This window comes from Streptomyces sp. YJ-C3, assembly GCF_053891275.1.
In genome coordinates, this window is the sequence record NZ_CM132685.1 from 4,610,244 (window position 1) to 4,634,151 (window position 23,908).

Sequence of the window (23,908 nt, forward strand, 5' to 3'; positions counted from 1 at the left end):
GCACTCCCCCGCGACCTCACCGCCCGCCCCACGTCCTCGACCGGGCGACGCCCGCCCCGCTGACCTGAACCACCTCTGCTCCCAGGGAAGATCATGAAGTTCACCGACGGCTTCTGGCTGATGCGCGACGGGGTCCAGGCCTCGTACGCCACCGAGGTCCGCGACGTCCGTACGGACGTCGGCCGCTTCACCGCCTACGCCGCCGTCAAGCGCGTCGAGCGCCGCGGCGACACCCTCAACTCCCCCCTCCTGACCACCGAGTGCTTCTCCCCCGCCGAGGGAGTGATCGGCGTCCGTACGACTCACCTGGCGGGCGCCCGGCGGCCGGGCCCCGATTTCGCGCTCACGGGCGCGGACACCTCCGTAGGTGAGGTGCGCAGGGACGGCGACGTCGTCGAGCTCGCGAGCGGCCCCCTGACGGTGCGCCTGGACACGGGCCGGCCCTGGACGCTGTCCTTCCGCGACACGGAGGGGCGCGAGGTCGCCTCGGCGGGCCGCAAGGGCACGGCGTTCTTCACCACCGGCGACGGCGCCCATCACATGGCCGGCCAGCTGACGCTCGGCGTCGGCGAACAGGTCTACGGCCTCGGCGAACGCTTCACCCCGTTCGTCAAGAACGGCCAGGTCGTCGACATGTGGCAGGCCGACGGCGGCACCAGCAGCGATCAGGCCTACAAGAACGTCCCGTTCAGCCTGCACGTCTCCCCCGCCGGCGCGTACGGCGTCTTCGTCGATCACCCGGGCCGGGTCAGCTACGAGATCGGTTCCGAATCGGTCGGCCAGATGCAGTTCAGCGTCGAGGACCAGACGCTGGCGTACTACGTCGTGGCCGGTCCCACCCCGAAGGACGTGCTGCGCCGCTACACCGCGCTGACCGGCCGCCCGGCCCTGCCGCCCGCCTGGTCGTTCGGCCTGTGGCTGACGACCTCGTTCACCACGCAGTACGACGAGGAGACGGTGACGTCGTTCGTCGACGGCATGGCCGAGCGCGACATTCCGCTGAGCGTCTTCCACTTCGACTGCTTCTGGATGCGCGAGTACCAGTGGTCGGACTTCACCTGGGACCCGGACGTCTTCCCGGACCCGGAGGGCATGCTGGCCCGCCTCAAGGCGCGCGGTCTGCGGATCTCCGTGTGGATCAACCCGTACATCGCGCAGAAGTCGGCCCTGTTCGACGAGGCCGCCGCCAGCGGGTACCTGGTGAAGAAGCCCGACGGCGGCATCTGGCAGTGGGATCTGTGGCAGGCCGGCATGGGGCTCGTCGACTTCACGAACCCCGACGCCTGCGCCTGGTTCCAGGCCAAGCTGAAGGTCCTCCTCGACCAGGGTGTCGACTGCTTCAAGACCGACTTCGGCGAGCGCATCCCCACCGACGTGGTGTGGCACGACGGCTCCGACCCGGAGCGCATGCACAACTACTACACGCACCTCTACAACCAGGTCGTCTTCGAACTCCTGGAGAAGGAGCGCGCCATCGGCGAGGCGGTCCTGTTCGCCCGCTCGGCGACGGCGGGCGGCCAGCAGTTCCCGGTGCACTGGGGCGGCGACTGCTGGTCGTCGTTCGGCGCCATGGCCGAATCCCTGCGCGGCGGTCTCTCGCTGTCCCTGTCGGGCTTCGGGTTCTGGTCGCACGACATCGGCGGCTTCGAGGGGACGCCCGATCCCGCGGTCTTCAAGCGGTGGCTCGCCTTCGGCCTGCTCTCCTCGCACAGCCGCCTGCACGGCTCGAGCTCGTACCGGGTGCCGTGGGAGTTCGGTGACGAGGCGGTCGACGTGGCGAGGAAGTTCACCAAGCTCAAGCACCGACTCATGCCGTACCTGTACGGGGTCGCGGCCGAGGCCCACGCCGCCGGTGTGCCCCTGATGCGGCCGATGCTCCTGGAGTTCCCGGACGATCCGACCGCCCGCACCCTGGACCGTCAGTACATGCTCGGCCCCGACCTGCTGGTCGCGCCCGTCTTCTCCGACCACGGCGACGTCGAGTTCTACGTGCCGGAAGGCACCTGGACCCACCTGCTGACCGGCGAACGGGTCCAGGGCCCGGCCTGGCGCCGCGAGACCCACGGGTTCGACAGCCTGCCCCTGTACGTGCGCCCCGGCGCGGTGCTCCCGTGGGGCGCGGACGAGCAGCGTCCCGACGGCGACTGGACCGACGGCCTCGCTCTGCTCGTCGCCCCAGACGCGCACGACGTGACTGTCACGGTCCCCGATCATCACGGCCGCCAGGCTGCCGCGTACCGGGTGACGCGGGACGCGAGCAGCGCTGCCGTGACGGTCTCGACCCCCGACGGCACTCCGGCGCCCGCGATCACGGAGCTGTGACGGCGGGTCCCTCCGCCGCGAGGGGCCTCGTCCGTCGAACCCGCCTGCCCGCTGTGATCATTCCGGTCACACGGGCAGGCGGCCTGGCTCGCTGGACGCCTGAGCGCGTACGTGGGCCGGGGCGGCCTCCATCGCACTCAGGAGCCGGCTACAGCTCCCTTCGGTCACATCCCGGCGATCCGCGCGACGAAGAAACCGGCCACCAGGATGGAACCGATCACGATGAGCCAGAGCCACCAACCGGGGTGTTCCCACAGGCCGCCGTCGGGACGCTCCCGATGGGCAGCCGAGACAGATCCCTCCGCCGGCGGCGTCTCCGTCGGCGGGACACGTGAATCGTTCATACCTCCACCGTCCCGCTGACCTGCCGCCCCCGCATCTCGGGTGAGACCGCCGTCCAGCCCCTCGCCGCGCAGGTCGCGCCGCCGCCCCGGCCCGCGCAAGGCACTACGGGACTCATATCTGTCGAGTCGGCTGCCGGGCGCCCAGGGAACCGGCGTGGATCCCCGCCGATCAGCTCCCGAGCGCGGCCCTCTCCAGCAACCGCTGCAGCCGCAGGCCCCGGCGCGCGTCGAGGTCGCCGGCCCGGCCGGACCGGACGGCTGTGGCGAACTCGTGGCGGAGGATCGGCCAGCACTCCTCGTGGTCGATCTCCGCGGTGTCGTAGACGAGTTCGCCCTGCCGGCCGAACAACTCGACCCGGGTCAGCGCCCGTTCCCGCGGGACCGCGCCGGACAGCGACGCCTGGCTCACGGCTCCGTTCTCGTGTTCGCAGGTCAGCTCGGTCCAGCGGCGGGCGTCGCCGGTGCTGCGGATGTCGACGACGGGGCCAGCGGCGGCGTCGAGGAGGTCGAGCAGGTGTGGGCCCAGGTCGAGGAGTACGCCGTGCTCGAGGCGCCAGGACGTGGCGAAGTCGCCGCCGAGGAAGGCCCCGTGGAGGTAGCACGAGCGCGCGCCGATGACGTCGAGCCGCTGCGCTTCCTCGATGAAGCGGCGTGTCACGGGGTGGTACCGCTTGGTGAGGACGAGCTGGGTGACCACGCCCGCCTCGTCGACCGCGTCCACGAGCCGCTCGGCGGACGGCAGGTCCAGGGCCAGCGGCTTCTCGAGGAGGAGGGCTTTGCCGCGCTTGGCCGCGAGCGGCGCGAGTTCGGCCTGGACGGACGGCGGCACGGCGAAGGCGACGGCCTCGCAGTGGTCGAGCAACTCCTCGAAGCTCGCCGCCACCCGTGCGCCGTACGGCGCGGCGGTCTCCTGGGCCGCCTCGGTGCGGCGTGCCCAGACGGCGGTGAGCTGGGTCTCGGGTCCCGCGGCGAGCATCCGGGCGTGCATCGCGCGGGCCCACGGGCCGGCGCCGACGAGTCCCACGCGGACGGGCTGCCGGGTCCAGGGGGTGATGGCCGTTTCGGTCACGAGTTGTCCTGTATTTCTTGTGCGGTGCGGGCGGGGGCCGCCGCCAGGGCCCGGAGCCGGGCGTCGGCCCGTTCCGGCGCGTAGAGCACGTCGACGACCATCGCGGCGGCGCCGATCAGGCCCGCGTGTTCGCCGAGGCGAGAGGTCACGACGTTCAGGTGGGCGGTGGTGCGGGGCATGGCCCGCTGGTAGAGGAGTTCACGGACGCCTGTCATGAAGGGGATGCCCGACAGGTCCCCGGCGAGCATGAGCACGCCGGGGTTGAGCAGCGTCACGACGGTGACCAGGACCTCTCCGACGCGCTTGCCGGCCTCGCGGGCCAGACGGACGGCGTCGGGGTGGCCCTGGTCGAGGAGTGCCTTGACGTCGGTGCCGGAGGAGACGTCGAGGCCCAGGCCGCTGAGGTCCTTGACCAGGGCGCGGCCGCTCGCCACGGCCGCGAGGCAGCCGTAGGAGCCGCACATGCACAGGGCGTCGGGCCGGTCGTGCAGCCGGATGTGGCCGATGTCGCCCGCGCCTCCGTCGATGCCGCGGAAGACCTCGTCGTTGACGACGACGCCGGCGCCGATGCCGGTGGAGACCTTCACGAGGACGAACGCGGAGCAGTCGGGGTGACCTGTGCGCTGTTCGGCGAACGCCATCAGGTTGGCGTCGTTGTCGACGAAGACGGGGACGGTCGCGCCCTCCATGCAGACGCCGACGTGCTGCGCGTACGCCTCCTGCATCCGCTCCCGGATCGGGAACCGGTCCCAGCCGGGCATGATCGGCGGCTGCACGACCTGCCCCGTCTCCCAGTCCACGGGGCCCGGGACGGACAGGCCGATGCCGCACACCCGACTGGCCGGCGCCCCGGCCGCGGTCAACAACTCCGGGAACCAGCAGGCCAGTTGGTCGAGGACCCGGTCGGGTCCGTCACCGATGTCCAGCTCGGCGGTGTGTTCCGCCAGGACGGTGCCCGCGAGGTCGAGGACGGCCGCACGGGCGTACCGGGTCTCCAGGTCGATCGCGATGACGGCGGCGTGTCCGGGGTCGAAGACGAGCCGGTGGGAGGGACGGCCCCCGGTCGAGGTGCCGGTGTCCTGACGCAGCCAGCCGGCCCGGTTGAGCTCGTCGAGGCGGTGCCCCACGGTCGACCGGGACATGCCGGTCGCGCGCTGGAGGTCGGCGCGGGTGTTGGCCTGGCCGCCGCGGATGAGTTGCAGCAGTCGGCCCGAGCTCGCCGGACTCGGCGTCGTCATCGCAGTTTCCCCTCGTTCAGCTCTTGTCGGCACCGCTGGTGAGGCCCTCGGTGAGCAGGCGTTCCGCGGCGAAGAACAGAATTACCACGGGAATCGTCAGCACCACGGAACCTGCCATGAGTACGGTCTTGGAGACTTCGATGCCGTTGGACAGCTGGGCGAGGCCCAGCGAGACGGTCCACTTGCCGGGGTCGGCGGCGAGGAACAGCAGGGCGAAGAGGAACTCGTTCCACGCGATCATCAGCACGTACAGGCCGGTTGCCATCAAGGACGGCAGGGCCAGCGGCAGGATCACCTTGCGCACGGTCTGCAGGCGGCTGCAGCCGTCGAGGGCGGCGGCCTCCTCGATGGAGTACGGGATGGTGACGAGGTAGTTCTTCAGCATGTAGATCGCCACGGGGACCGTCTGCGCGACGTAGACGATGGCGAGGCCGACGAGGCTCGACGACAGGCCCATCTTCGCGAACATCACGAAGAGCGGGACGGCGAGGAGCGTCGAGGGGAACAGGTAGACGGCGAGGAAGAGCGCGCTGACCTGGCGGCTGCCGAAGAACTTCAGGCGGCTGATCGCGTACGCGCCGGGTACGGCGGCGAGCAGGGTCAGTGCGACGGTGCCGAGCGACACCAGGGCGGAGTTGCGCAGGAGTTGGAGGAATCCCTGGCCGCCGTCGTCGGTGGAGCGCAGCACCTCGCTGTACGTGTCGAGGGTGAACTGCTTGGCCGACACCCACAGGGAGCCGGGGTCGAGCAGCAGCGAGTCGATGGGCTTCACCGACAGGAGCAGCATGTAGTAGAAGGGCACGCAGGTGATCAGCACGAGGAACGCGATGACCACCCATCGCGCGACGCCGAAGAACGTCTCCTCGAACTGGGCTCGTGTCATGGCCGCCTTACGGGTCACGACTCCTCCTGCATCTTGTTGCCGAAGAACTTGAAGTACAGGCCCAGCAGGACCATGAGGGCGACGGCCAGGACGAGGGCCTGGGCGGCCGCCGCGCCGACGTCGTAGCGCGAGGTGAGGAAGTCGTAGACGCGGACGGCGGCGACGTCGGTGCCCGCTCCGCCGCCGGTCAGCAGGTAGACGTCGTCGAACTTGTTGAAGGTCATGATGAAGCGCAGCACGCACAGCAGCGCGATCACCGGCATGAGCTGCGGGAGCAGGACGTGCCGGAACTGCTGGGTGGGCGTGGCGCCGTCGACCTTCGCGGCTTCCTCCAGGCCGTCCGGCACCGCCTGCAGGCGGGCGAGGATGAACAGGAACGCGAAGGGGAAGTAGCGCCAGCACTCGAAGGCGATGACCGTGAGCAGCGCCAGCGGGATGTCGAAGTGCACGCCGAGCAGGTGGACTTCGTAACTGCGGGCCGACAGGAACGCGATGGGGTCGTCCCAGCCGAAGAGCTTCTGCCCCCATTCGTTGACGATGCCGTACTGCGGGCTGAGCGCGACCTCCCAGACGAACGCGACGGCGACGACGGGCGCCACGTACGGCAGGAGCATCGCGGCGCGCAGCAGCCCGCGGCCGCGGAAGGGCCGGCGCAGTGCGAGGGCGGCGACGAGGCCGAGGGCGACGGAGCCGAAGGTGCCGCCCACGGTGTAGAGGACGGTGGTGCCGAGGCTGGACCAGAATCCGGCGGAGTCGAAGACCTGCTCGAAGTTGCGCAGGCTCCAGTTGCCGAAGAGGCCCATGCCCTGGATGTCGACGAGTTTTGCGTGCTGGAAGGCGAGCAGGACCGTCCACAGGATCGGCAGCACCACGACGACGAGGACGACGAGGAAGGTGGGGCTCACGAAGGCGAGTCCCGCGCGGTTGGTCCGGCGGCTCGCGGTCATGGGCTTGCGGCCGCGGCGGCCGTCGGCGGGCGGTGTCGGAGATCCGTCCGGGGGGTTGTGGCGCTGGGGTGCGCTGGAGGTGGCGGTAGTCATGACGAGGCTTTCGACGAGTCGTTCACGAGGTACGGGGGCGCTACTGCAGGGACTTCTTGAGGGCGGCGACCTCTTCCTCGGCCTCCCGGGCGGCTTCGGAGGGCGAGGTCTGGCCGCTGGTCATGGCGCCGATGGCCTTGGGCACCGGAAGTTCGCCGTTGGTGGCGCCGACGAGCGCGCCTTCGCCCTGTTCGATGCCCCAGCGGCGGATGTGGCCGACGCCGGCGGCCAGTTGCTCGAGAAGTCCGGGCGAGTACACCTCGTCGAGCGGCTTGCGGGTGCCGACGCCGAGCTTGCTGTGCTGCCAGGCGGTCACGTACTTGTCGGGCTGCGCGGCCGTGCCGTGGCGGACCGGGATCTTGCCCTCGGGGGCCATGCCGAACCAGGACTCGTAGCCACTGCCCATCATGTACTCGATGAACTCGCGGGAGGCGGCCGTCTCTGCGGTCTTCGTGGTCACCCAGGACGTGACCTCACCGAACTGGGCGGCCCGGTCCGAGTCCGCGCCCTTGAGCGCGGTGACGATGCCGGTGTTGTCGGAGAGGAACCGCGGGTCCTTGCCGCACTCCTTGCAGCTGGGCAGGGCGTCCTTGCGCAGCCCCGCCAGTTCGTCGAGGAGGAACGACGACCAGATCATCATCGACGACCGGCCCGAGAAGTAGGTGGCGCGGGTCGAGTCGACGGTCTGGGTGCCGGGTGCGCCGTACTCGCGCGCCAGTTGGTCGTAGGTGTGGAACGCCTTGACGCACTGCGGCGAGTCGAGCGTGACGTCTCCCTGCCCGTCGACGAGCTGGCAGTTGTCGGCCAGGGCCAGGCTCTCGAAGCTCTGTGACGTGAAGACGTCCGAGGGGTCGGTCGCGGCGGACATGCCGTCGTGGCCCTTGGTGGTGAGCTTCTTGGCGGCCTCGAGCGCCTTGGCGTAGGTGTCCGGCGCATCGAGGCCCGCCTTGGCGAACTGGTCCTTGCGGTAGACCAGAAGCTGCAGCCAGGCGTCGGAGGGCACGCCGAGGCTCTTGGTGCCGTCGGTGGTCAGGTCGAGGGCGTTCTTGTCGAAGGTGCCGCGCCCCAGTTCCTTGACGATCCGGCCGGGGATGTCGGTGTTGAGCAGCCCGTTGGTGTACATCTGCCAGGTCTGGCCCATGGGGGCGGCGCCGATCACGTCCGGGAGGTGCCCGGAGGCCGCGGCGGACATGATCAGTTGGGGCATCTGCCCCTCGTCGACGCCGACGAGATGGACCTTGATGCCCGTCTTCTTCTCGAACCCGTCGACGATCTTCTGCGTCGCGGCGACACGGTCCGGGAGGTTCTCCTGGGACCACACCGTGATCTCGCGGTCCGGTGTGCCCGGGCCTGTGCTGCTGGAGCAGCCCGTGAGCAGTCCGATGCCCAGAGCTGCCGTGACGCCGGCCGCGGTCATCTTCGACCGCCGGGTCCTGGTGCGCATTGCCTGTCCTCATCGCCGACTTACGTCTATCTGTGACGCATCTCAGCACTACTTTTGCATGTTGACAAGACATAAGTTGAGGATATTGTCGACGGAACCAACACCCGCACCACCCTTTTTCGGAGTCGTCCGTGGAACGCGTCGTTCAATTCACAGGTCCCCGCCAGGTGGAGGTGGCCGAGCATGACAGCGCCGAGCTGCCGCTCGGACACCTGCGCGTCCGCACCCGCTACTCCGGCATCTCCGCGGGCACCGAGCTGACCGCCTACCGCGGCACGAACCCCTATCTGACCCGCACCTGGGACGCCGAGGCCCGGCTGTTCCGCGACGACGAGGCGGGCATCAGCTACCCCGTCGTCGGCTGGGGCTACTCGGAGGTCGGTGAAGTCACCGAGGTCTCCCCGGAGCTGACCGGCACCCCGGACATGCCCGCCGTCGGCGACCTTGTGTGGGGTATCTGGGGCCACCGCAGCGAGGGCATCGTCCCGGCCGAGCGCATGATCGGCCACACGCTGCCCGCCGGGCTCGAGCCGCTGGCCGGCGCGTTCGCCCGCGTCGGCGCCATCGCCTACAACGCGGTCCTGGCCGCCGGGATCAACCTCGGCGAGGACGTCGCCGTCTTCGGCCAGGGCGTCATCGGCCTCATCGCCACCCGCCTCGCGCAGCTCAGCGGCGCCCGCGTCACCGCCGTCGACGCGCTGGACAACCGCTTGGAGAAGGCGAAGAGCTACGGCGCGCACCGCACCCTGAACGCCCGCTCCGGATCCGTCGCCGAGACCATCCGTGAGGCGACCGCGGGCCGCGGCACCGACCTCGCCATCGAGATCAGCGGCGCCTACCCGGCGCTGCACGAGGCCGTCCGCTCGGTCACCGTCGGCGGCCGCGTCGTGGCGTCCGGCTTCTACCAGGGCGACGCCGTGGGCCTCCGCCTCGGCGACGAGTTCCACCACAACCGCGTGGAGATCGTCTGCTCGCAGATCGGCGGAGTACCGGCCCCGCTGTCCGGCCGCTGGACCGTGGAGCGCCTCCAGCAGACGTTCCTGCGCCTGGTCGCCGAGGGGCAGGTGGACGTGGACTCCCTCGTCAGCCACGTCGTGCCCGTGGCGGACGCCGCCGACGCGTACGTCCTGCTCGACGAGCGCCCCGCCGACGCCCTCCAGGTCGTCCTGGAATTCTGAGAGGTACCCCGACATGCTCAAGATCGCTGCCCAGGAACAGCTGCTGCCCGGCGAGACCCTCCAGCAGAAGTGGGACTTCGCGCAGGACGCCGGCTACGACGCCATCGAACTGCGCGCCAAGGGAGACCTCCACTTCGCCTCGCGGCTCCCGGAGCTGAAGCAGGCGCTCAAGGACGGCGTCGTCATGCCGACCGTGTGCGTCGAGATGCTGCACTTCTTCGGCGCCTTCGACGCCGAGCTGCGCCGTGACGCCATCGAGCAGATGAAGTCGCAGCTCACGGTCATCGCGGAGATCGGCGGACTCGGCGCCCAGACCCCGGCCTCGTACGGCATGTTCTCCAGCCGGCTCCCCCCGTTCGAGCCCCCGCGCTCGGCGGAGCAGGACCGCGAGATCCTGCTGTCGGGCCTGACCGAACTCGGCGAGCACGCCTCCGCCGAGGGCGTCACGCTCTACCTCGAACCGCTCAACCGGTACGAGGACCACATGGTCAACCGCCTGGAGCAGGCGGCCGAGCTGATCAAGGAGGTCGGTCTCGACTCGGTCCGGATCGGCATCGACAGCTACCACATGAACATCGAGGAGACCGACCCGGCGCGGGCGATCATCGACAACGCCTCCTTCATCGGGCACGCCCAGGTCTCGGACTCCAACCGCTTCCAGGCCGGCGCCGGGCACCTCGACTGGCCGGCCTGGCTGGGCGCCCTGCACACCATCGGCTACGACGGCTATCTCGCGGCCGAGTGCCGACTGACCGGTGACCCCGTCGAGGCGATCCGTTCCGTGCCCGCGTTCCTCAAGGGGTCCGGCGCGTGACCGCACTCCTCGACGGGACCGCCCGCACCGACGCCGCAGACCTGACCCTGCGGCGCGGTGCGGCGCGCGTCCTCCTCGACAACTGGGTGGGGACCGGTACCGTCCCCTCCCGCACCCTGTACCCGCACCAGTGGAGCTGGGACTCCGCGTTCATCGCGATCGGACTGCGGCACCTGTCCGCGCGCCGCGCACAGCGCGAGCTGGAATCGCTGTTCGCCGCCCAGTGGGGCGACGGACGGGTCCCGCACATCGTCTTCAACTCCTCCGTGCCGAACGACGCCTACTTCCCCAGCCCCGACTTCTGGCGGTCCTCGACCGCGGGCGCCGCGGCCGGTGCTCCCGCGGCGCACGAGACGTCCGGCATCGTCCAGCCGCCCGTGCACGCCCTCGCCGCCTGGCTGACCCACGAGGCCGACCCCGGGGAGTCACGGCGCCGCGGATTCCTGCCCCGGTTGTACCCGCGGCTCATGGCCTGGCACGACTACCTGCTGACGGCGCGCGATCTGGGCCGCGGCGGACTCGCCGCCGTCGTCCACCCCTGGGAACCCGGCATGGACAACAGCCCTTGCTGGGATACCCCGCTGGCCCGCGTCACCCCGGCCGCCCCCGACAGCTTCCGGCGCGCCGACCTCGACCACGGGCACCCCGCGGACCGCCCCACCGACCTCGACTACGGCCGCTACGTCCGACTCGCCGTCACCTACCGCGACTCCGGTTACGACGACCGCGTGGCCCGCCCGCACTTCGCCCTGGAAGACCCGTGCGTCAACGCCCTGTTGATCGCCAGCGAGACAGCCCTCGCGAAGATCGCGACGCAGGTGGGCGCGAACGCGGCATCCCACACGAAGCGTGCCGCCCGCCTCACCGAGGCCCTGGTGACCCGTCTGTGGGACGACGAAGCGGGGATGTTCCTCGCCCGCGACCTGACCACCGACACCCTGGTCCGCGAACACAGCGTCGCCGGGCTCGCCCCCCTCCTCGCCCCCGGACTGCCCGCGGACATCGTGGAACGCCTGACGGCAACGCTCACCGGGCCGCGCTTCCGGGCCGACTCCACCGATCTGGTGCCCAGCTACGACCTGACGGGACCGGCCTTCGACCCCACCCGTTACTGGCGCGGCCCCGCGTGGTTCAACACCGCCTGGCTGCTCGAGCGCGGACTGCGCACCCACGACCGGCGCGCCCACGCCGACCGCATCCGCAGGGCGATCCTGGAGACGGCCGGCGCCACCCAGTTCGCCGAGTACGTCGATCCCACCACGGGCGAGGGCCGCGGCGCCCGGGCGTTCTCCTGGACGGCCGCGCTCACGCTCGACCTGCTCACCACCCAGGAGGCACGCCGATGAGCAACGGCGCCCCACGCGCCCAACTGGTGCGCGACGCCACGTTCGTGCACGTCGACGCCGACGGCGGCATCACCGGCACGCGCGGCACATCACCGGACGGCCTGTTCGTCCGCGACGGCCGTCACCTGAGCCTGTGGCAGCTCACCGTCGACGGAAGCGCGCCCGTCGTCCTGTCCCCCCTCACCCCCACCGGCAACGGCGCCGGGGAATGCGTCCTGACCCCGGAGGGCACCCGCGACGCCCCGCCCGCCTATACGGTGCTGCGCCGCCAGACGGTCACGGCGGGCGAGTTCACCGATGTCCTGCGCCTGGTCAGCAACAGCCCGGACCCGGTCGTCGCCGAGGTCGTCCTGACCGTGGACGCCGACTTCGCCGACACCTTCGAACTGCGCGCGGACGACCGCCACTACCCCAAGCCCGACGCGACCCGCGCGGCTCACCGTACGGACACGGGCCTCGAGTTCACCTACCGCAGGGCCGACTGGCACGTACGCACCACCGTGAGTGCCGCGCCCGCACCCGACGGCGTACGCACCGAGGACGCGGGGCCGCACACGCTCTCCTGGCGCCTCGCCCTGGAACCGCACGGCACGGCCGAGATCCGCCTGGGTGTCACGGCACACCCGCACGGCGATCACCGACTCCCGCTCCCCACAGGCGCAGCGGACGCACAGGACATCGATCTGTCCGACGCATCCGACGACCTGGACCGGGCCTGCCGCCAAGGACTCGCCGACCTGGACCTGTTGACGATCCCCGCCACCGGCGTCGACGGCGAACCTGTCGCCGTGCCCGCGGCCGGAGTGCCCTGGTTCCTGACCCTGTTCGGCCGGGACTCTCTCCTCACCTCGTACTTCATGCTCCCTTACCGGCCCGGCACGGCCGCCGGCACCCTCAGCGCGCTCGCCGCGACCCAGGGGCAGGGCCACGACGCGTTCCGCGGCGAACAGCCCGGCCGCATCGTGCACGAGATACGGCACGGGGAACTGGCCCACTTCCGGCAGATTCCCTACGGCCGCTACTACGGGACGATCGACGCCACTCCCCTCTTCCTCGTCCTGCTGCACGCGCACTACGAGACGACCAAGGACGCGACGCTCGCCGCCCGTCTCGAGCGGCACGCCCGGTCCGCGGTCGACTGGCTCCTGGGCGACGGCGGACTGACCGAGCACGGGTACCTGGTGTACACGCCCGACCCGGGCGGCCTGGTCAACCAGAACTGGAAGGACTCCGCGGGCGCCGTCTGCCACAAGGACGGCACTCAGGCGACAGGCCCCATCGCCGTCTGCGAGGCCCAGGGTTACGCCTACGACGCGCTGCGCCGAACGGCCCGCCTGGCGGAACTGGTCTGGCAGGACCCGGACTACGCGCGGGAGTTGGACGGCCTGGCCGACGATCTGCGTGCCCGTTTCCGCGAGGACTTCTGGATGGACGGGGACGACTTCCCGGCCCTCGCCCTGGACGGCCGGGGGCGCCAGGTCGATGCGCTCGCCTCGGACGCGGGACACCTGCTCTGGTCGGGCATCCTCGACGACGAACAGGCCCGGCGCGTGGGGCGGCGCCTGCTGGAACCGGACTTCTTCTCCGGCTGGGCGATCCGCACACTGGCCGCGGGACAGCGCCCCTACCATCCGCTGTCCTACCACCGCGGCAGCGCCTGGCCGCACGACAACGGCGTCATCGCTCTCGGTCTGGCCCGTTACGGCCTGGCCGACGAGGTCGCCCAGGTGGTCGCGGGGCTTACGGCAGCTGCCGCTCATCACGGCCACCGCCTGCCCGAGGTCCTCGGCGGCTACGACCGTACGGCTTCCTCACGCCCGGTGCCCTACCCGCACTCCTGCTCTCCCCAGGCCTGGGCAGCCGCGACGCCCTGGGCATTGCGCACCGCGTTGCGTGCGGTACGGGTCCCTTGACCGGGCTCGCGCGCCGGCTCTCGATCCCATAGGGAACGGCGCGCTCGTCGCGGCTGTGGATGCGGCCGGTCGGTTCCGGACCCGGATCCTGGTGCGGCCGCACCTCAGATCGCGCGTCGTGGTGCAACGGTCACCACCGGGGCCACGAACCGCGTCGTCGTCCGGGACGTCCCGGACGACGACGCGGCGGGCCGTGCTTCAGCCGGCCCGGGCAGGCGACCCCGCTCCCGCTGGGATTCCGTACATCCCGGGCTCGACCGGCGGCGGTGTCGAGGGTCGCCGGGTCGTCAGAGCGCGGCGTGCGCCGCGGGCAGGGCGCGGGTGGCTTCGGCCTGGCTCACACCGGTGGCGTACCAGTGGCCCTCGGCGTCCTGGCGAGCAAGACCGTAGCCGGCCAGCCCCTTGAGGTGCTTGGTGATGGTGCGCGGCGTGTAGCCGACCTTCTCGCTCAACTCCTCGGCACGGACGGCGCCTTGCACCGACCGAAGACGCAGCCACGTGCGGTGGGCGTTCACGCCCAGGCCTCCGTCGCGGGCCGGGACGGTGAACAGCGGCCCCGCCTCGTCGTCCGAGTCCGCCTCGACGCTGAGCGCCTGCGCGGGCGCGCTCTCACGCGGGGCGGCCGGGGCGGGTACGCGCGCGGGCGTGAAGCCGAGCTGGGCGATCACTTTGCCGAGGTCCGGCGCGGTTGCGGGCGCATGGGCGGGCGGCGCGGTCCGCTGACGCGGCGGGCGGCCGGCCGAACCGACCGGGCGCGGTGTCCGGTTGACGCTGCGGTGCCGACGGCCCTTCTTCTTCTGGCTCATGCATTCGCCTCTCTTGTGTTCGAAAGCGGGTCAATCCCCCTAACGAGACATCGACGATCACGACGCGCTCTGGCGTCCATTTCGGTGACACCACGCCGGACCAGCAGGGCCAAACGGCGGTCATCCGGACATCCGCTCGGCCTCTGGGCCCGGCAGGACTCCCCGCCGTCACGGGAAGTCGTCCGGTCCGACAACGAGTCGTCCAACAACGAGTCGGTGCAGGGATCTTGACGAGCACCGCGCACGTGGGAAACATCGACGGCGCCCCTTTGACATCGTTATCAACACTTCCCCCAACCCTCTCAGGGGCGTGAGAAGGCAGCGCATGACAACGTTTCCCCCCACTCTGCCTGTTGTCCGCCGCAGAGGCCGCCTGCTGGCCGGTGTGTTCGCGACCGTGCTCACCGGCGGGCTGCTCGCCGCGGTCCCCGCCGCAGCTCAGGCGTCGCCTGCCGAGTTGGTGGCCGACCCGGTGAGCAAGGTCGACCCGTTGATCGGCACCAGCAATGCGGGCAACACCTACCCTGGCGCCGTACGCCCGTACGGCATGCTCTCCTGGAGCCCGCAGACCACGACCGGCACCCAGGCGAAGAACCCGGCCCCCGGCGGCTATCGCTACGACGCCACGCGCATCCGCGGCTTCTCGCTCACGCATCTCAGCGGCGTGGGCTGTTCCGGCGCCGCGGGCGACATTCCGGTGATGCCGTACGTCGGCGACGTGACGTCCTCACCGTCCGCCGACACCAAGGACGCCACCTACGCGTCCGACTTCAGCCACGCGAACGAGAAGGCCGAACCCGGCCGTTACCGCGTGTCCCTGAACAGCGGGGCGACCGCGGATCTGACCGCTACCACCCGCACGGGTACCGGTCGGTTCGGATTCCCCGCGGACAAGCCGGCCTCGATGCTGTTCCGCACGTCGAACTCGGAGAGCGGCAGCACCGACGCGCACGTCGAGGTGGACGCCCAGCACCGCACCGTGAGCGGCTCCGTCGAGGCGGGCAACTTCTGCGGCCCGCAGAGCGAGAACAACCGGCACAAGCTGTACACGCTCCACTTCACGGCCCACTTCGACACCCCCTTCGCCGCCACAGGCACCTGGCAGGACGACGAGGTGCGCCCCGGTTCGACCGAGGCGTCCGGCGGCACCGGCTACGACAAGGACGGCAACGCCCAGGCAGGAAAGGGCTCCGGGGCCTATGTGACGTTCGGCAAGAACGTGCGCCAGGTCCGGATGAAGGTCGGCATCTCCTACGTGGACGCGGCCGGCGCCGAGGCGAACCTGCGCGCGGAGAACCCGCCGTCGGCCTCCCTGGAGCACACCGCGGCCGACGCCGCCGCGCAGTGGCGCACGGAGCTGAGCCGGATAGGCATCGGCGGCGGCACCGACGCCCAGCAGCGCACGTTCTACACCGCCCTGTACCACTCGATGCTGGAACCGACCGTCGCCAACGACGTGGACGGCCGGTACACGGGCGCCGACGACCGCACCCACCACCTGTCCGAGGGACAGCACGCCCAGTACGGAACGTTCTCGGGCTGGGACCAGTACCGCGCGCAGGTCCAGCTGATGGCGTGGCTGTCACCGAGGGCGGCGAGCGACTACGCCCAGTCCCTGTATTCCTACGCCTCCCAGCGCGGTGGCGAGTGGGACCGCTGGCTGCTGCAGCAGGGCAAGACGAGCGTGATGTCGGGCGACCCCTCGGCCGTGGCGCTGGCCGGCATGTACGCCTTCGGCGCGCGGGACTTCGACGTACGCGGCGCGGTGGACTCGCTGGTCCACGCGGCCACCGTACCGACCGCCAACGATTCCTCCGACGCGGGCTGCCAGGTCGAGTGCGTGGGACAACGCCCCTCGCTGGACTACTACTTGACCCATGGCTACGTGCCCGCCGACGACTGCCACTGCTGGGGCGGCGCCGCGGAGACCTTGGAGGACGCGGCGGCCGACTACGGCCTGTCCGAGCTGACCGCGGCGGTCGGGGACCGTGACGCGCAGCGTGACTTCCTTCGGCGTTCGGGCGCCTGGCGCCATGTGTTCGACACGGACGCGACGGCGCAGGGCGGCTGGATGAGGGACCGCAAGCGGGACGGCAGTTGGGCCGGCGACTCCTTCGACCCGGCGACGGGCGACGGCTTCGTGGAGGGCAGCAGCGCCCGGTACACATGGATGGTGTACTCGGACGTGGCCGGCCTCGCCCGGGCCATGGGCGGCCGCGACAAGGCGGTGCAACGTCTCGACGCGTTCTTCCGCACTCCGGACGGGACGTTCGACTTCTCGGCGAAGGACGACACCCGCTACGACCCGACGAACGAGCCGGACATCAACTCGCCCTACCTCTACAACTACTTGGGGAAGCCTGAGCGCACCCAGGAGACGGTGGCGGCCGAGCGGGACCAGCTCTGGACCGACACCCCCGGCGGCATCCCGGGCAACGACGACGCGGGCACCATGTCGGCGTGGTACGTCTTCTCCGCGCTGGGCGTGTACCCCCAGGTCCCGGCCCGTGCCGACCTGGTGCTGACCTCGCCGCTGTTCCCGCGGGCGGAGATCCGCGGCGGGCACGGCCATACGCTCCGCATCCAGGCGCCCGGGGCCGGGAAGTCCGCGCCCTACATCCGCGGTGTCCGGGTCAATGGCGAGTCCTCGCAGCGCACGTGGGTGTCGGCGGCGACCGTCCGACGCGGCGGCAGCCTCGACTTCACGCTCGGGGCCACACCCGGTGGCGACTGGGGCACGGACGCGCAGGACGCGCCCCCGTCGTTCCCCGCGCAGAACTGAGTGCCGTGGGGCTCGGCATCAGGATGCCGAGCCCCACGGCGCCGGGGCCCACTCCGATCCATTCACGACAGATCGGTCCGCCCCCACCAGGACGGCCGCACCGGAACACCGTCGTCGTACCGCGCCTCGTTCTCCGGTGCCGGGGGCGGTGGAACGGTGTCCTCCGGGGCGGCGGGTGCGGGCTCCGATACGGGCTCGGAGGTGGGCTCGGGTGACGGAGGGTGCTCCGAGTCGTAGAGGAGCTCGGCGAGGGTGAACCTTGTGGTGAAGGACTGCCAGGCACCATCCACGACAAGCAGGAACCCGTCTCCGTGGCGGTACAGGCGGCGGCGCTTGGGGCTGAGAGGGTGCGTGGGCTGATAGGCCGAGGCACGCCGCTCGAGCTCGGACAGCGCGTCCTCGCGCGCACCTTCCATGTGACCGATGACGCGGCCCTCGAGATGCTTGCGCTCCCCCGTCCCCACCGTCGTCTCGACCACCATTCCCCAGGTCGTCATACGTCCCCCGCTTCCTCTCGATCCGGCTCCGCCCACCTTAGGACCGGGTCCGATCGCCGTGCGATGCGCCCGATGGGCGGGCCAAGTGCACTCCTCCCATACCGGCCCTGTACTCCATCCTGACCCACAACCCTGGCGAACCTGGCGCGCACTGGCGAATCACCGCCAGACCATGCCTCGTACAGCGCGCAAGCGTTGGGCCGGGCATGCAGCACAACGACAGCGACACAGCGGATATGGCACAGCTGACCGACGCCTACTGGCTCACCACCCCTCCCAGCCTCCACACCCACAAGGCGTGCCGACAGTGCACCCTCACCTCCAGCAACCAAGGCCCGGCCTCGCGGCCTCTGCTGTGTCGGCACGGACGCACGGTGATGACAGCCGTGTCGGTCCTGACCGTGGCCAGCGCGGTCGTCTCGACGACGCGGTAGCGCCAGCGCGGATTGGGTGTCGGCGCGCCGCGGACCAGTCGGCTATGGGGCTGGGACCAATACCTTGATGGTGTCGGCGTGCAGTAGTGGTGCCGTGGTCGAACCTCCTACCTGAGTGTCGTAGGTGAGGGAGCCGGTCACCTCCACCTGCGCGGTGAACATGTCGTCCTCCACGATCTTCGCGAAGTCCGACTCGTCGCCGGCCACGAGAGTGTTGGTCGGATAGGCATAGGCGTCGCTGTGACGTACACCGTCGACGTGCGCCAGCAACATGTCGGGGCCCGTGGCGGCGTCCGACTGTGTCACGACCCCGAAGACGACGTAGTGCTCCCCCGCATGAGCATCGGGGTCCTTGGCTATCAGCGCCCACTGGCGGGCGGTGAGGCGCTCGTACGTCGCGGTGGAGGCGGGTGCAGGCCGGGGTTCCTGTCCGGGCTGCGCCGTGGCAACCCCCGGGGCGATCGTGAAGCATACGACCGCGGCGAGAGAACCGGCGATCCTGATGCGCTTCTTCATCGGAACTCCCTGCACTGAGTGCCCTGCACAGCGCGCCGCACGCATGAGCTCAACGGCGGCGTGCCAGTCGGACCACGGCGTACGTGATGCCGAGGATGATGTCGACGACAGCCCAGAGGACGATGACGAGCCCGACGCCGATCGCTGTTCCCGTGTTCGCGGCGTCATTGCAGGTCTGGGCGTCCAGATCGCCGCAGTCCGCGGGAGTGCCGGCGCCGGAGCGTACCCCGACGACAACCCACAGTACGAAGAGCAGTTGCACCGCGAGGAAGAACCACACGAACCATCCGAAGCGGCGTCTTCGCACGCCTTCTCGCCGCGGGGGCGAGGGTCGAGACTCTGGCGCCCGTCCAGGGGAAGCACCGGCCTGGCCGGGGCTGTCGGACCACTGGGGGCCGGCCCATTGCCTATGGGAATCCGCGTGAGGCTTCATGACGCCGCACCTTTGAAAATCGCCTGTAGCCCACCCCTGGGGCTGCGGACGTAGCCGCCGCCGTCACCCGGACCTGGCACGCCACTGACGCGCGATGGGGCCAATTTTATGCCCCTTTTATGCCGGTTTCCAGCCTCCGGTCGAAGTTCCTCGACCGATCACCACTCGTAGGTGAATTCCGCGGTGTCGTCACCCAGGAACATCTTGAAGTCGAAGTTCACATACGACGGTTTCGACTCGGCACTGAAGCCGTACTCGAGAGTGGAGCTCTGCCCCGGGGCCAAGCGGCCGGCCTCGATTGACATACCCACGTCGTTGGCCGAGTCGGTGATGGTGTTGGTCGCTCCACCGTCGGTATTGACCTCCGTCATCACATTTCCGAGGTCAACGCTCTTGTCGCCCTTGTTCGTGAACTTCACCGTCACCAGATAGTTGAAGTTGTCACTGCCCATGGAGGTATCGGCGGGCGTCCATGCCTTCGGCGCCGACGGCGTGATCTGGAGCCCTCCCAAAGACTGGGAGTCCTCTCCGAGGACAGCAGTATCGTCGGCGTCACCCGGCATGCCGGTCACGGCAAAGGGCGCACGCTGTTCTGCGGCGGCGTAAGCCTGGCTCGGCCCGAGGGCCGTGAGCGTTGCGCCGACAACGAGAGCTCCGATTGCCGTGGCGACTGTGCGTGCGTAACAGGTCTTGATGTCCATGTCGGACTCCTTGACGGAGAGGGCTGAGCGACTGCCTGAGACAGTCCTGCTGCAGATGGCCCTACCTCCAGAGTCACCCCGGATCCAGCCGCCCTCAACACGGGCCTCTGTCTTCCACAGCACGGTGACCGTCGCGGCACAACCAGCACGTCCCCTGCGAAACAACAAGCCTCAGCGTCGATCAGTCGGGCGCCACGCACCAGGCCACGGAAGAGCCACCCCACGCAACCCACCGAACAGGGTCTTGCCGCATCAGCCCCATCGTGACGCGTACTGCCGAGACGGGCTGGCCACTCTGCGGAAAGCGGCGATACCTCGATCTCTCCGTCCCCTTCAGAACCACTTCAACTGCCCTCGCCGATGGTCACGGAGTACCACGACACCTGCCCCGCTCCGGAATCCCGTACATCGACCGCCCACCACTCGCCGAATTGTGCGATGACACGTCACAACTGCCGGCGCATTGTCGATTCTGACTGCGCGAAACATTCACTGCCTTGTCAGTGCGACAGCCTGCTCCAACTGGCCGGCAGCCGGTACAAATTCACTCATGATCTCTTCCCGCGTGCCCACCGCTCTCGTTTCCGTCGCCTGCCTGGCGACGCTGACCGTCATACCCGGATCCGTCGCCGCAGCTGCCGACAACGCGGACAGCTCGACCGCTGAGGCGGCGAACACGTTGAAGGTGCTGACGTTCAACACCTGGAACGGCGGCTCACATGTCAGCAACGGCATCGACAAGATCGCCTCCGCGATCACCTCGTCCGGCGCCGACGTGGTCGCTCTGCAGGAGAGCAATGGCGATGTCGCCCAGAAGGTCGCGGATGCTCTGGGTTGGTACACCACCGCGACCGGCACCCACGTGGACATCGTCTCGCGCTACCCGCTCGAGAAGACCGACTGGTCCGACAGCGGCAACGGTGTGGTCGCGGCCAAGATCAAGGGATTCTGGATCTACTCCGTCCACCTGAACTACACCAAGTACGGCCCCTACAACGCCTGCTGGGACAACGACTCCTACGACACCATCTACGCCGATGAGTCGCTGCGCGGGCAGCAGGCCAAGGAAGTCGTCACCTGGGCGGGATCGTCCCCCGCCATCGTCGCGGGAGACTTCAACTCGCCGTCCCATCTGGACTGGACCGACAAGACGAAGACCGTGCACTGCAATTCCGTGGTGCAGTGGCCGGCCACGAAGGCGTTCGGGGACGGCGGCTACGGGGACTCCTACCGCGAGGTCCACCCCGACGAGGCCTCGACTCCCGGGACCACGTGGTCCCCCGTGGTCAAGGAGACCGGCGGCAAGCCAGAGCCGCAGGACCGTATCGACTTCATCCAGTACAAGGGATCCACGCTCGACGCGACCGCCTCCACGGTCATCGGCGGTGGTGCGAACTGGCCCAGCGACCACCTCGCCGTTCTCACCACCTTCAGCTACTGACCTGTGTCGGGCCGGCAGCGCAGGCAGGTGCGCTGCCGGGTCCACGATGTCGGCGCCCAGGAGCCCTGCTCGTACGACGGCCATGCCCCAGGACCAGCATTACGACACTGCAGGCGGCACACCCTGAGCTCCGCACCCTGACCGCAGCGTCCATCCCGCCGGGGTCTTCGTCGACCTGCCCAGATACCAGACAGGCCCCGGATCGGGGACCGCCAGCTGCTCGAATCCCAGGCGGTCGTAGAACGCCCGTGCCGGTGTGTTCGCCTGCACCATGCACAGATGAACGGCGTCCACTCCCCTGCCATGCAACGCGTCCAGGAGGGTCCACATCAAGGTGCGGCCGTATCCCTTGCCCTGCCATCGCGGAAGCAGGTCGATGTGCAAGTGGGCCGGAAACGCGGCGAGTTCCTCCAGAACCATGCGCTCCGGATTGTGCAGGAGCCCGATCATCTCCTCGGTGGGCGTCCGAGCCGGCCCGGCGGGAGCGGGGTACCGGCCGGCGACGCGTGGCAGCCACTCGGTGCGGTACCGGTCGGCGAAATCCGCCGTGTCCGCTACACCCAGGACGTATCCGACGGCATGCCCTTCCCCATCGTCCAGTACGAAGGCCAACTCCGGCTCCAACTGCGCGTACGGGAAGGCGAAGATCGACGGCATCAGGTCCGGATCGGGATAGACCGACGTCGAGTCCTGGCCCTGATGAGCCGTCTTCACGCAGATCTCGGCGAGCCGGTCGTGGTCGGACACGTCGTAGCGTCGTACGAAAGGGCGAGTCGTCATGTCTCCCACAATTTCAGGGTGGGAGCGCTCCCGCATCAGGTTTGGCGAGCCGGACAACGACCAGAACCGGCTGCGTCAAAGCGCCAACCGCGTGATGCGGGGCAGGACTTGCCGAATGCCCGGCGCGTGGCAGATCTACAGGTCGGTGCAGATCCCACGTGCCCGATCCAGTTCCTTCTTCACCGTCGCGTCGAACTCGAAGACGCGGGCGTGGCGATCCTGAGACCGCCTTACGGCCTCGGCGAGCGGCTTGTACTTCGCATCACCCGCGGCGGCCGACGCGGAGAACGCGCCCGCGGCCGCATAGCGGTTGACCGCGATCTCGCCGGCCGAGCCCTTCTGCGTGTACTTCGCCTCGTCGAATCCGTCGAGTGCCTGGCAGGCGGCGCGCGCGTCCCCTGCGGGAGTGCTTTCAGCTGAGGAGCTGTTGTCGCCGCTCAGCGCCCATGCAGCCCCTACTCCCCCAGCGCCGAGAGCGAGCCCGATGACGAGTGCGACTGCCATGATCACCGTGCGGCTGCGGGGCTGCGCGGACGCCGTCGGGGCGGGAACCTGGGCCGGGGAGGTGTGGGGCTGCTGTGGCTGCATCCGGCCAAAGGTAGTGCGGCCCGCTCACGGGCTCGTCACCGGGTCGCCTGACCCCGTGCGTCGACTCAGGCATGCAGGGTCGGCCGGTAGACGAGCTCTTGGATGTGGCCGTCGAGCGTCCGATGCTCGATCAGCTCGAGGTCGAAGTCCGCCGCGCCCCCGAAGATGGGGTCCAGCCCGGTCCGACCGGTGATCACAGGGAAGAGCGTGACCTGGACACGGTCGACCAGACCCGCCGCCATCAACGCCCGGTTCATCGACAGGCTGCCGTGCGAGCGCAGCGGTACGTCGGACTTCTCCTTGAGCCGAGCGACGACGTCGACGGCATCGCCGCTCACCACCTCCGCGTCGGGCCAGTCGAGGGGACCTTCCAGCGTGGTCGACACCACCGTGGCGGGCAGGTTCCGCATCCGCGTGACCCACGGGTCACGGACATCGGACTCCTCGGTGCTGGAGGCCAGCATCTGCGCGAACGCCCGATACGTGTTGGCACCGAAGACCATCCGCTGCTCACCGTCGTACAGGGCGAGGCGGTGGTCGAGGAGCTCGGGGCCTTGCTTGCCCCAGTAACCGGTCCAGTCGCCGCCGGCGGCGCCGAAGCCGTCGAGGCTGGAGAAGACGTCGAACGTATAGGTAGCAGCCATGGTGCTCTCCTCAAGCGCGGTCGATCGCGTGTCAGAGATACAGACTGCCGACCAAGACGAAACTCATCGCAGCCCACACCCGACCCGGGTGTCAGCGCCGCGCGAGGCGCCGGGCCTCCCCCGCCCCATAGTCCAAGCTGTAGTGATCGAAAATCGCTCGCTCCTGCTCGACCAGGAGCTCACCGTCCGTGTCGATGGACGGCGCGTCCTTCACGAGCTGCTTGGGCCACGCCACCTTCACGTACGCGGGCGCCACGACTGCCTTCTCCAACGGGACGAAGGTGATGCGCTTACGGGTCGGCAGCCCGGTCGTGACGGCGGCGAAGGCCGGCTGGTCGGTCGCGGTGTCCACATAGACCGACTCCAGCGAACCGATCTTGCGCCCCTCCACATCGACGACATCCTTGTCCCGCCAGTCACGGATGTTTTCAGCTTCAAACATGCGGCCCTCCTCGACGAATCCACCGGAACTTGGGCGCAGTTCCGGATGCGTAACACCTGATGCCCCGTACGGGCCGCGTCGATGCGAGGACTCTCGCCGCGACGTCCCTGGAGACGGGCGTTCGCCCGGCCCCGCACACGCACACGTGACACCGCACGCGGGCAAAAGGGTTGGGCCCCGGCCGTCCCAGGCCGGGGCCCAACCCTCAGGCACCTACGCCACCGCCCGTGGCGTCGTGCCGCTCTCCGGCGCA

Annotated in this window: 22 protein-coding genes; 7 read left to right on the top strand and 15 right to left on the bottom strand. The window is 69.8% G+C overall.

Annotated elements, in window-relative coordinates; translation table 11 throughout:
• The first annotated feature begins 93 nt into the window (after positions 1-93).
• Positions 94-2,322 (top strand): alpha-xylosidase, encoded by a 2,229-nt coding sequence (gene yicI, locus ACVHNB_RS20625; protein WP_456225512.1) that lies wholly within the window; start codon positions 94-96, stop codon positions 2,320-2,322.
• A gap of 164 nt (positions 2,323-2,486) precedes the next feature.
• On the opposite strand, the gene ACVHNB_RS20630 is transcribed toward yicI, so the two are convergent.
• From ACVHNB_RS20630 to ACVHNB_RS20655, 6 genes are all read right to left on the bottom strand, one after another.
• Entirely contained in the window at positions 2,487-2,666 is a 180-nt protein-coding gene (locus ACVHNB_RS20630) for a DUF6480 family protein (protein ID WP_456225513.1), read from the bottom strand.
• A gap of 169 nt (positions 2,667-2,835) precedes the next feature.
• Complete coding sequence (locus ACVHNB_RS20635) at positions 2,836-3,654, bottom strand: Gfo/Idh/MocA family protein (RefSeq protein ID WP_456228918.1); 819 nt, start codon at positions 3,652-3,654, stop codon at positions 2,836-2,838.
• A gap of 77 nt (positions 3,655-3,731) precedes the next feature.
• Positions 3,732-4,973, bottom strand: coding sequence for an ROK family protein (locus ACVHNB_RS20640; protein WP_456225514.1), 1,242 nt, complete (start codon positions 4,971-4,973; stop codon positions 3,732-3,734).
• Positions 4,974-4,989: 16 nt separating this feature from the next.
• Positions 4,990-5,856 carry a carbohydrate ABC transporter permease gene (locus tag ACVHNB_RS20645; protein WP_428957776.1) on the bottom strand — a complete coding sequence of 289 codons (867 nt, stop codon included), beginning with the start codon at positions 5,854-5,856 and terminating at the stop codon, positions 4,990-4,992.
• 14 nt (positions 5,857-5,870) lie between these two features.
• Positions 5,871-6,896, bottom strand: coding sequence for a carbohydrate ABC transporter permease (locus ACVHNB_RS20650; RefSeq protein ID WP_456225515.1), 1,026 nt, complete (start codon positions 6,894-6,896; stop codon positions 5,871-5,873).
• A 40-nt stretch (positions 6,897-6,936) separates the two neighbouring features.
• Positions 6,937-8,340: an ABC transporter substrate-binding protein gene (locus tag ACVHNB_RS20655; RefSeq protein WP_456225516.1), complete on the bottom strand. Its 1,404-nt coding sequence runs from the start codon at positions 8,338-8,340 to the stop codon at positions 6,937-6,939.
• A gap of 131 nt (positions 8,341-8,471) precedes the next feature.
• On the opposite strand from ACVHNB_RS20655, the gene ACVHNB_RS20660 reads away from it, so the two are divergent.
• The 4 genes from ACVHNB_RS20660 to ACVHNB_RS20675 are packed head-to-tail and all read left to right on the top strand — an operon-like array spanning position 8,472 to position 13,591.
• Positions 8,472-9,518 carry a zinc-dependent alcohol dehydrogenase gene (locus ACVHNB_RS20660; protein WP_428957253.1) on the top strand — a complete coding sequence of 349 codons (1,047 nt, stop codon included), beginning with the start codon at positions 8,472-8,474 and terminating at the stop codon, positions 9,516-9,518.
• 13 nt (positions 9,519-9,531) lie between these two features.
• Positions 9,532-10,332: a sugar phosphate isomerase/epimerase family protein gene (locus ACVHNB_RS20665; protein WP_456225517.1), complete on the top strand. Its 801-nt coding sequence runs from the start codon at positions 9,532-9,534 to the stop codon at positions 10,330-10,332.
• On the top strand, positions 10,329-11,678 hold the full coding sequence (locus ACVHNB_RS20670) for an MGH1-like glycoside hydrolase domain-containing protein (RefSeq protein ID WP_456225518.1): 1,350 nt from the start codon (positions 10,329-10,331) through the stop codon (positions 11,676-11,678). Before ACVHNB_RS20665 ends, ACVHNB_RS20670 begins: the two co-directional genes overlap by 4 nt.
• Positions 11,675-13,591 carry an amylo-alpha-1,6-glucosidase gene (locus ACVHNB_RS20675; protein WP_456225519.1) on the top strand — a complete coding sequence of 639 codons (1,917 nt, stop codon included), beginning with the start codon at positions 11,675-11,677 and terminating at the stop codon, positions 13,589-13,591. Before ACVHNB_RS20670 ends, ACVHNB_RS20675 begins: the two co-directional genes overlap by 4 nt.
• A 287-nt stretch (positions 13,592-13,878) precedes the next feature.
• Here the strand turns inward: ACVHNB_RS20675 and ACVHNB_RS20680 are convergent, their stop codons facing one another.
• The gene (locus ACVHNB_RS20680) at positions 13,879-14,397 is read right to left on the bottom strand and encodes a hypothetical protein (RefSeq protein ID WP_428957249.1); all 519 of its coding nucleotides are present in this window, start codon (positions 14,395-14,397) and stop codon (positions 13,879-13,881) included.
• 325 nt (positions 14,398-14,722) lie between these two features.
• Between ACVHNB_RS20680 and ACVHNB_RS20685 the strand changes: the two genes are divergently transcribed.
• The gene (locus tag ACVHNB_RS20685; protein ID WP_456225520.1) at positions 14,723-17,179 is read left to right on the top strand and encodes a GH92 family glycosyl hydrolase; all 2,457 of its coding nucleotides are present in this window, start codon (positions 14,723-14,725) and stop codon (positions 17,177-17,179) included.
• A gap of 62 nt (positions 17,180-17,241) precedes the next feature.
• On the opposite strand, the gene ACVHNB_RS20690 is transcribed toward ACVHNB_RS20685, so the two are convergent.
• The 4 genes from ACVHNB_RS20690 to ACVHNB_RS20705 form a co-directional block, all read right to left on the bottom strand.
• A complete protein-coding gene (locus ACVHNB_RS20690; protein ID WP_428957247.1) occupies positions 17,242-17,676 on the bottom strand; it encodes a hypothetical protein in 435 nt (144 codons plus the stop codon).
• Positions 17,677-18,152: 476 nt separating this feature from the next.
• The gene (locus tag ACVHNB_RS20695; protein ID WP_428957246.1) at positions 18,153-18,626 is read right to left on the bottom strand and encodes a hypothetical protein; all 474 of its coding nucleotides are present in this window, start codon (positions 18,624-18,626) and stop codon (positions 18,153-18,155) included.
• A gap of 49 nt (positions 18,627-18,675) precedes the next feature.
• Complete coding sequence (locus ACVHNB_RS20700; protein WP_428957245.1) at positions 18,676-18,933, bottom strand: hypothetical protein; 258 nt, start codon at positions 18,931-18,933, stop codon at positions 18,676-18,678.
• A gap of 284 nt (positions 18,934-19,217) precedes the next feature.
• Positions 19,218-19,760: a hypothetical protein gene (locus ACVHNB_RS20705; protein ID WP_428957244.1), complete on the bottom strand. Its 543-nt coding sequence runs from the start codon at positions 19,758-19,760 to the stop codon at positions 19,218-19,220.
• Positions 19,761-20,310: 550 nt separating this feature from the next.
• Between ACVHNB_RS20705 and ACVHNB_RS20710 the strand changes: the two genes are divergently transcribed.
• Positions 20,311-21,201, top strand: a complete 891-nt coding sequence (locus ACVHNB_RS20710) for an endonuclease/exonuclease/phosphatase family protein (RefSeq protein WP_428957243.1) — start codon at positions 20,311-20,313, stop codon at positions 21,199-21,201.
• A 99-nt stretch (positions 21,202-21,300) separates the two neighbouring features.
• On the opposite strand, the gene ACVHNB_RS20715 is transcribed toward ACVHNB_RS20710, so the two are convergent.
• The 4 genes from ACVHNB_RS20715 to ACVHNB_RS20730 form a co-directional block, all read right to left on the bottom strand.
• Positions 21,301-21,981 carry a GNAT family N-acetyltransferase gene (locus ACVHNB_RS20715; protein ID WP_428957242.1) on the bottom strand — a complete coding sequence of 227 codons (681 nt, stop codon included), beginning with the start codon at positions 21,979-21,981 and terminating at the stop codon, positions 21,301-21,303.
• Between the two features lie 135 nt (positions 21,982-22,116).
• Positions 22,117-22,569 carry a hypothetical protein gene (locus ACVHNB_RS20720; protein WP_428957241.1) on the bottom strand — a complete coding sequence of 151 codons (453 nt, stop codon included), beginning with the start codon at positions 22,567-22,569 and terminating at the stop codon, positions 22,117-22,119.
• A gap of 65 nt (positions 22,570-22,634) precedes the next feature.
• Positions 22,635-23,213, bottom strand: a complete 579-nt coding sequence (locus ACVHNB_RS20725; protein WP_428957240.1) for a dihydrofolate reductase family protein — start codon at positions 23,211-23,213, stop codon at positions 22,635-22,637.
• Positions 23,214-23,304: 91 nt separating this feature from the next.
• The gene (locus ACVHNB_RS20730; RefSeq protein WP_428957239.1) at positions 23,305-23,655 is read right to left on the bottom strand and encodes a PRC-barrel domain-containing protein; all 351 of its coding nucleotides are present in this window, start codon (positions 23,653-23,655) and stop codon (positions 23,305-23,307) included.
• Between the last annotated feature and the right edge of the window lie 253 nt (positions 23,656-23,908).

Excerpts from the sequence above, each read along its gene's own strand:
- yicI (WP_456225512.1), top strand. The coding sequence starts at position 94 with ATGAAGTTCACCGACGGCTTCTGGCTGATGCGCGACGGGGTCCAGGCC.
- ACVHNB_RS20630 (WP_456225513.1), bottom strand. The coding sequence starts at position 2,666 with ATGAACGATTCACGTGTCCCGCCGACGGAGACGCCGCCGGCGGAGGGA.
- ACVHNB_RS20635 (WP_456228918.1), bottom strand. The coding sequence starts at position 3,654 with ATGCACGCCCGGATGCTCGCCGCGGGACCCGAGACCCAGCTCACCGCC.
- ACVHNB_RS20640 (WP_456225514.1), bottom strand. The coding sequence starts at position 4,973 with ATGACGACGCCGAGTCCGGCGAGCTCGGGCCGACTGCTGCAACTCATC.
- ACVHNB_RS20645 (WP_428957776.1), bottom strand. The coding sequence starts at position 5,856 with ATGACACGAGCCCAGTTCGAGGAGACGTTCTTCGGCGTCGCGCGATGG.
- ACVHNB_RS20650 (WP_456225515.1), bottom strand. The coding sequence starts at position 6,896 with ATGACTACCGCCACCTCCAGCGCACCCCAGCGCCACAACCCCCCGGAC.
- ACVHNB_RS20655 (WP_456225516.1), bottom strand. The coding sequence starts at position 8,340 with ATGCGCACCAGGACCCGGCGGTCGAAGATGACCGCGGCCGGCGTCACG.
- ACVHNB_RS20665 (WP_456225517.1), top strand. The coding sequence starts at position 9,532 with ATGCTCAAGATCGCTGCCCAGGAACAGCTGCTGCCCGGCGAGACCCTC.
- ACVHNB_RS20675 (WP_456225519.1), top strand. The coding sequence starts at position 11,675 with ATGAGCAACGGCGCCCCACGCGCCCAACTGGTGCGCGACGCCACGTTC.
- ACVHNB_RS20680 (WP_428957249.1), bottom strand. The coding sequence starts at position 14,397 with ATGAGCCAGAAGAAGAAGGGCCGTCGGCACCGCAGCGTCAACCGGACA.
- ACVHNB_RS20685 (WP_456225520.1), top strand. The coding sequence starts at position 14,723 with ATGACAACGTTTCCCCCCACTCTGCCTGTTGTCCGCCGCAGAGGCCGC.
- ACVHNB_RS20690 (WP_428957247.1), bottom strand. The coding sequence starts at position 17,676 with ATGACGACCTGGGGAATGGTGGTCGAGACGACGGTGGGGACGGGGGAG.
- ACVHNB_RS20695 (WP_428957246.1), bottom strand. The coding sequence starts at position 18,626 with ATGAAGAAGCGCATCAGGATCGCCGGTTCTCTCGCCGCGGTCGTATGC.
- ACVHNB_RS20705 (WP_428957244.1), bottom strand. The coding sequence starts at position 19,760 with ATGGACATCAAGACCTGTTACGCACGCACAGTCGCCACGGCAATCGGA.
- ACVHNB_RS20710 (WP_428957243.1), top strand. The coding sequence starts at position 20,311 with ATGATCTCTTCCCGCGTGCCCACCGCTCTCGTTTCCGTCGCCTGCCTG.
- ACVHNB_RS20715 (WP_428957242.1), bottom strand. The coding sequence starts at position 21,981 with ATGACGACTCGCCCTTTCGTACGACGCTACGACGTGTCCGACCACGAC.
- ACVHNB_RS20720 (WP_428957241.1), bottom strand. The coding sequence starts at position 22,569 with ATGCAGCCACAGCAGCCCCACACCTCCCCGGCCCAGGTTCCCGCCCCG.
- ACVHNB_RS20725 (WP_428957240.1), bottom strand. The coding sequence starts at position 23,213 with ATGGCTGCTACCTATACGTTCGACGTCTTCTCCAGCCTCGACGGCTTC.
- ACVHNB_RS20730 (WP_428957239.1), bottom strand. The coding sequence starts at position 23,655 with ATGTTTGAAGCTGAAAACATCCGTGACTGGCGGGACAAGGATGTCGTC.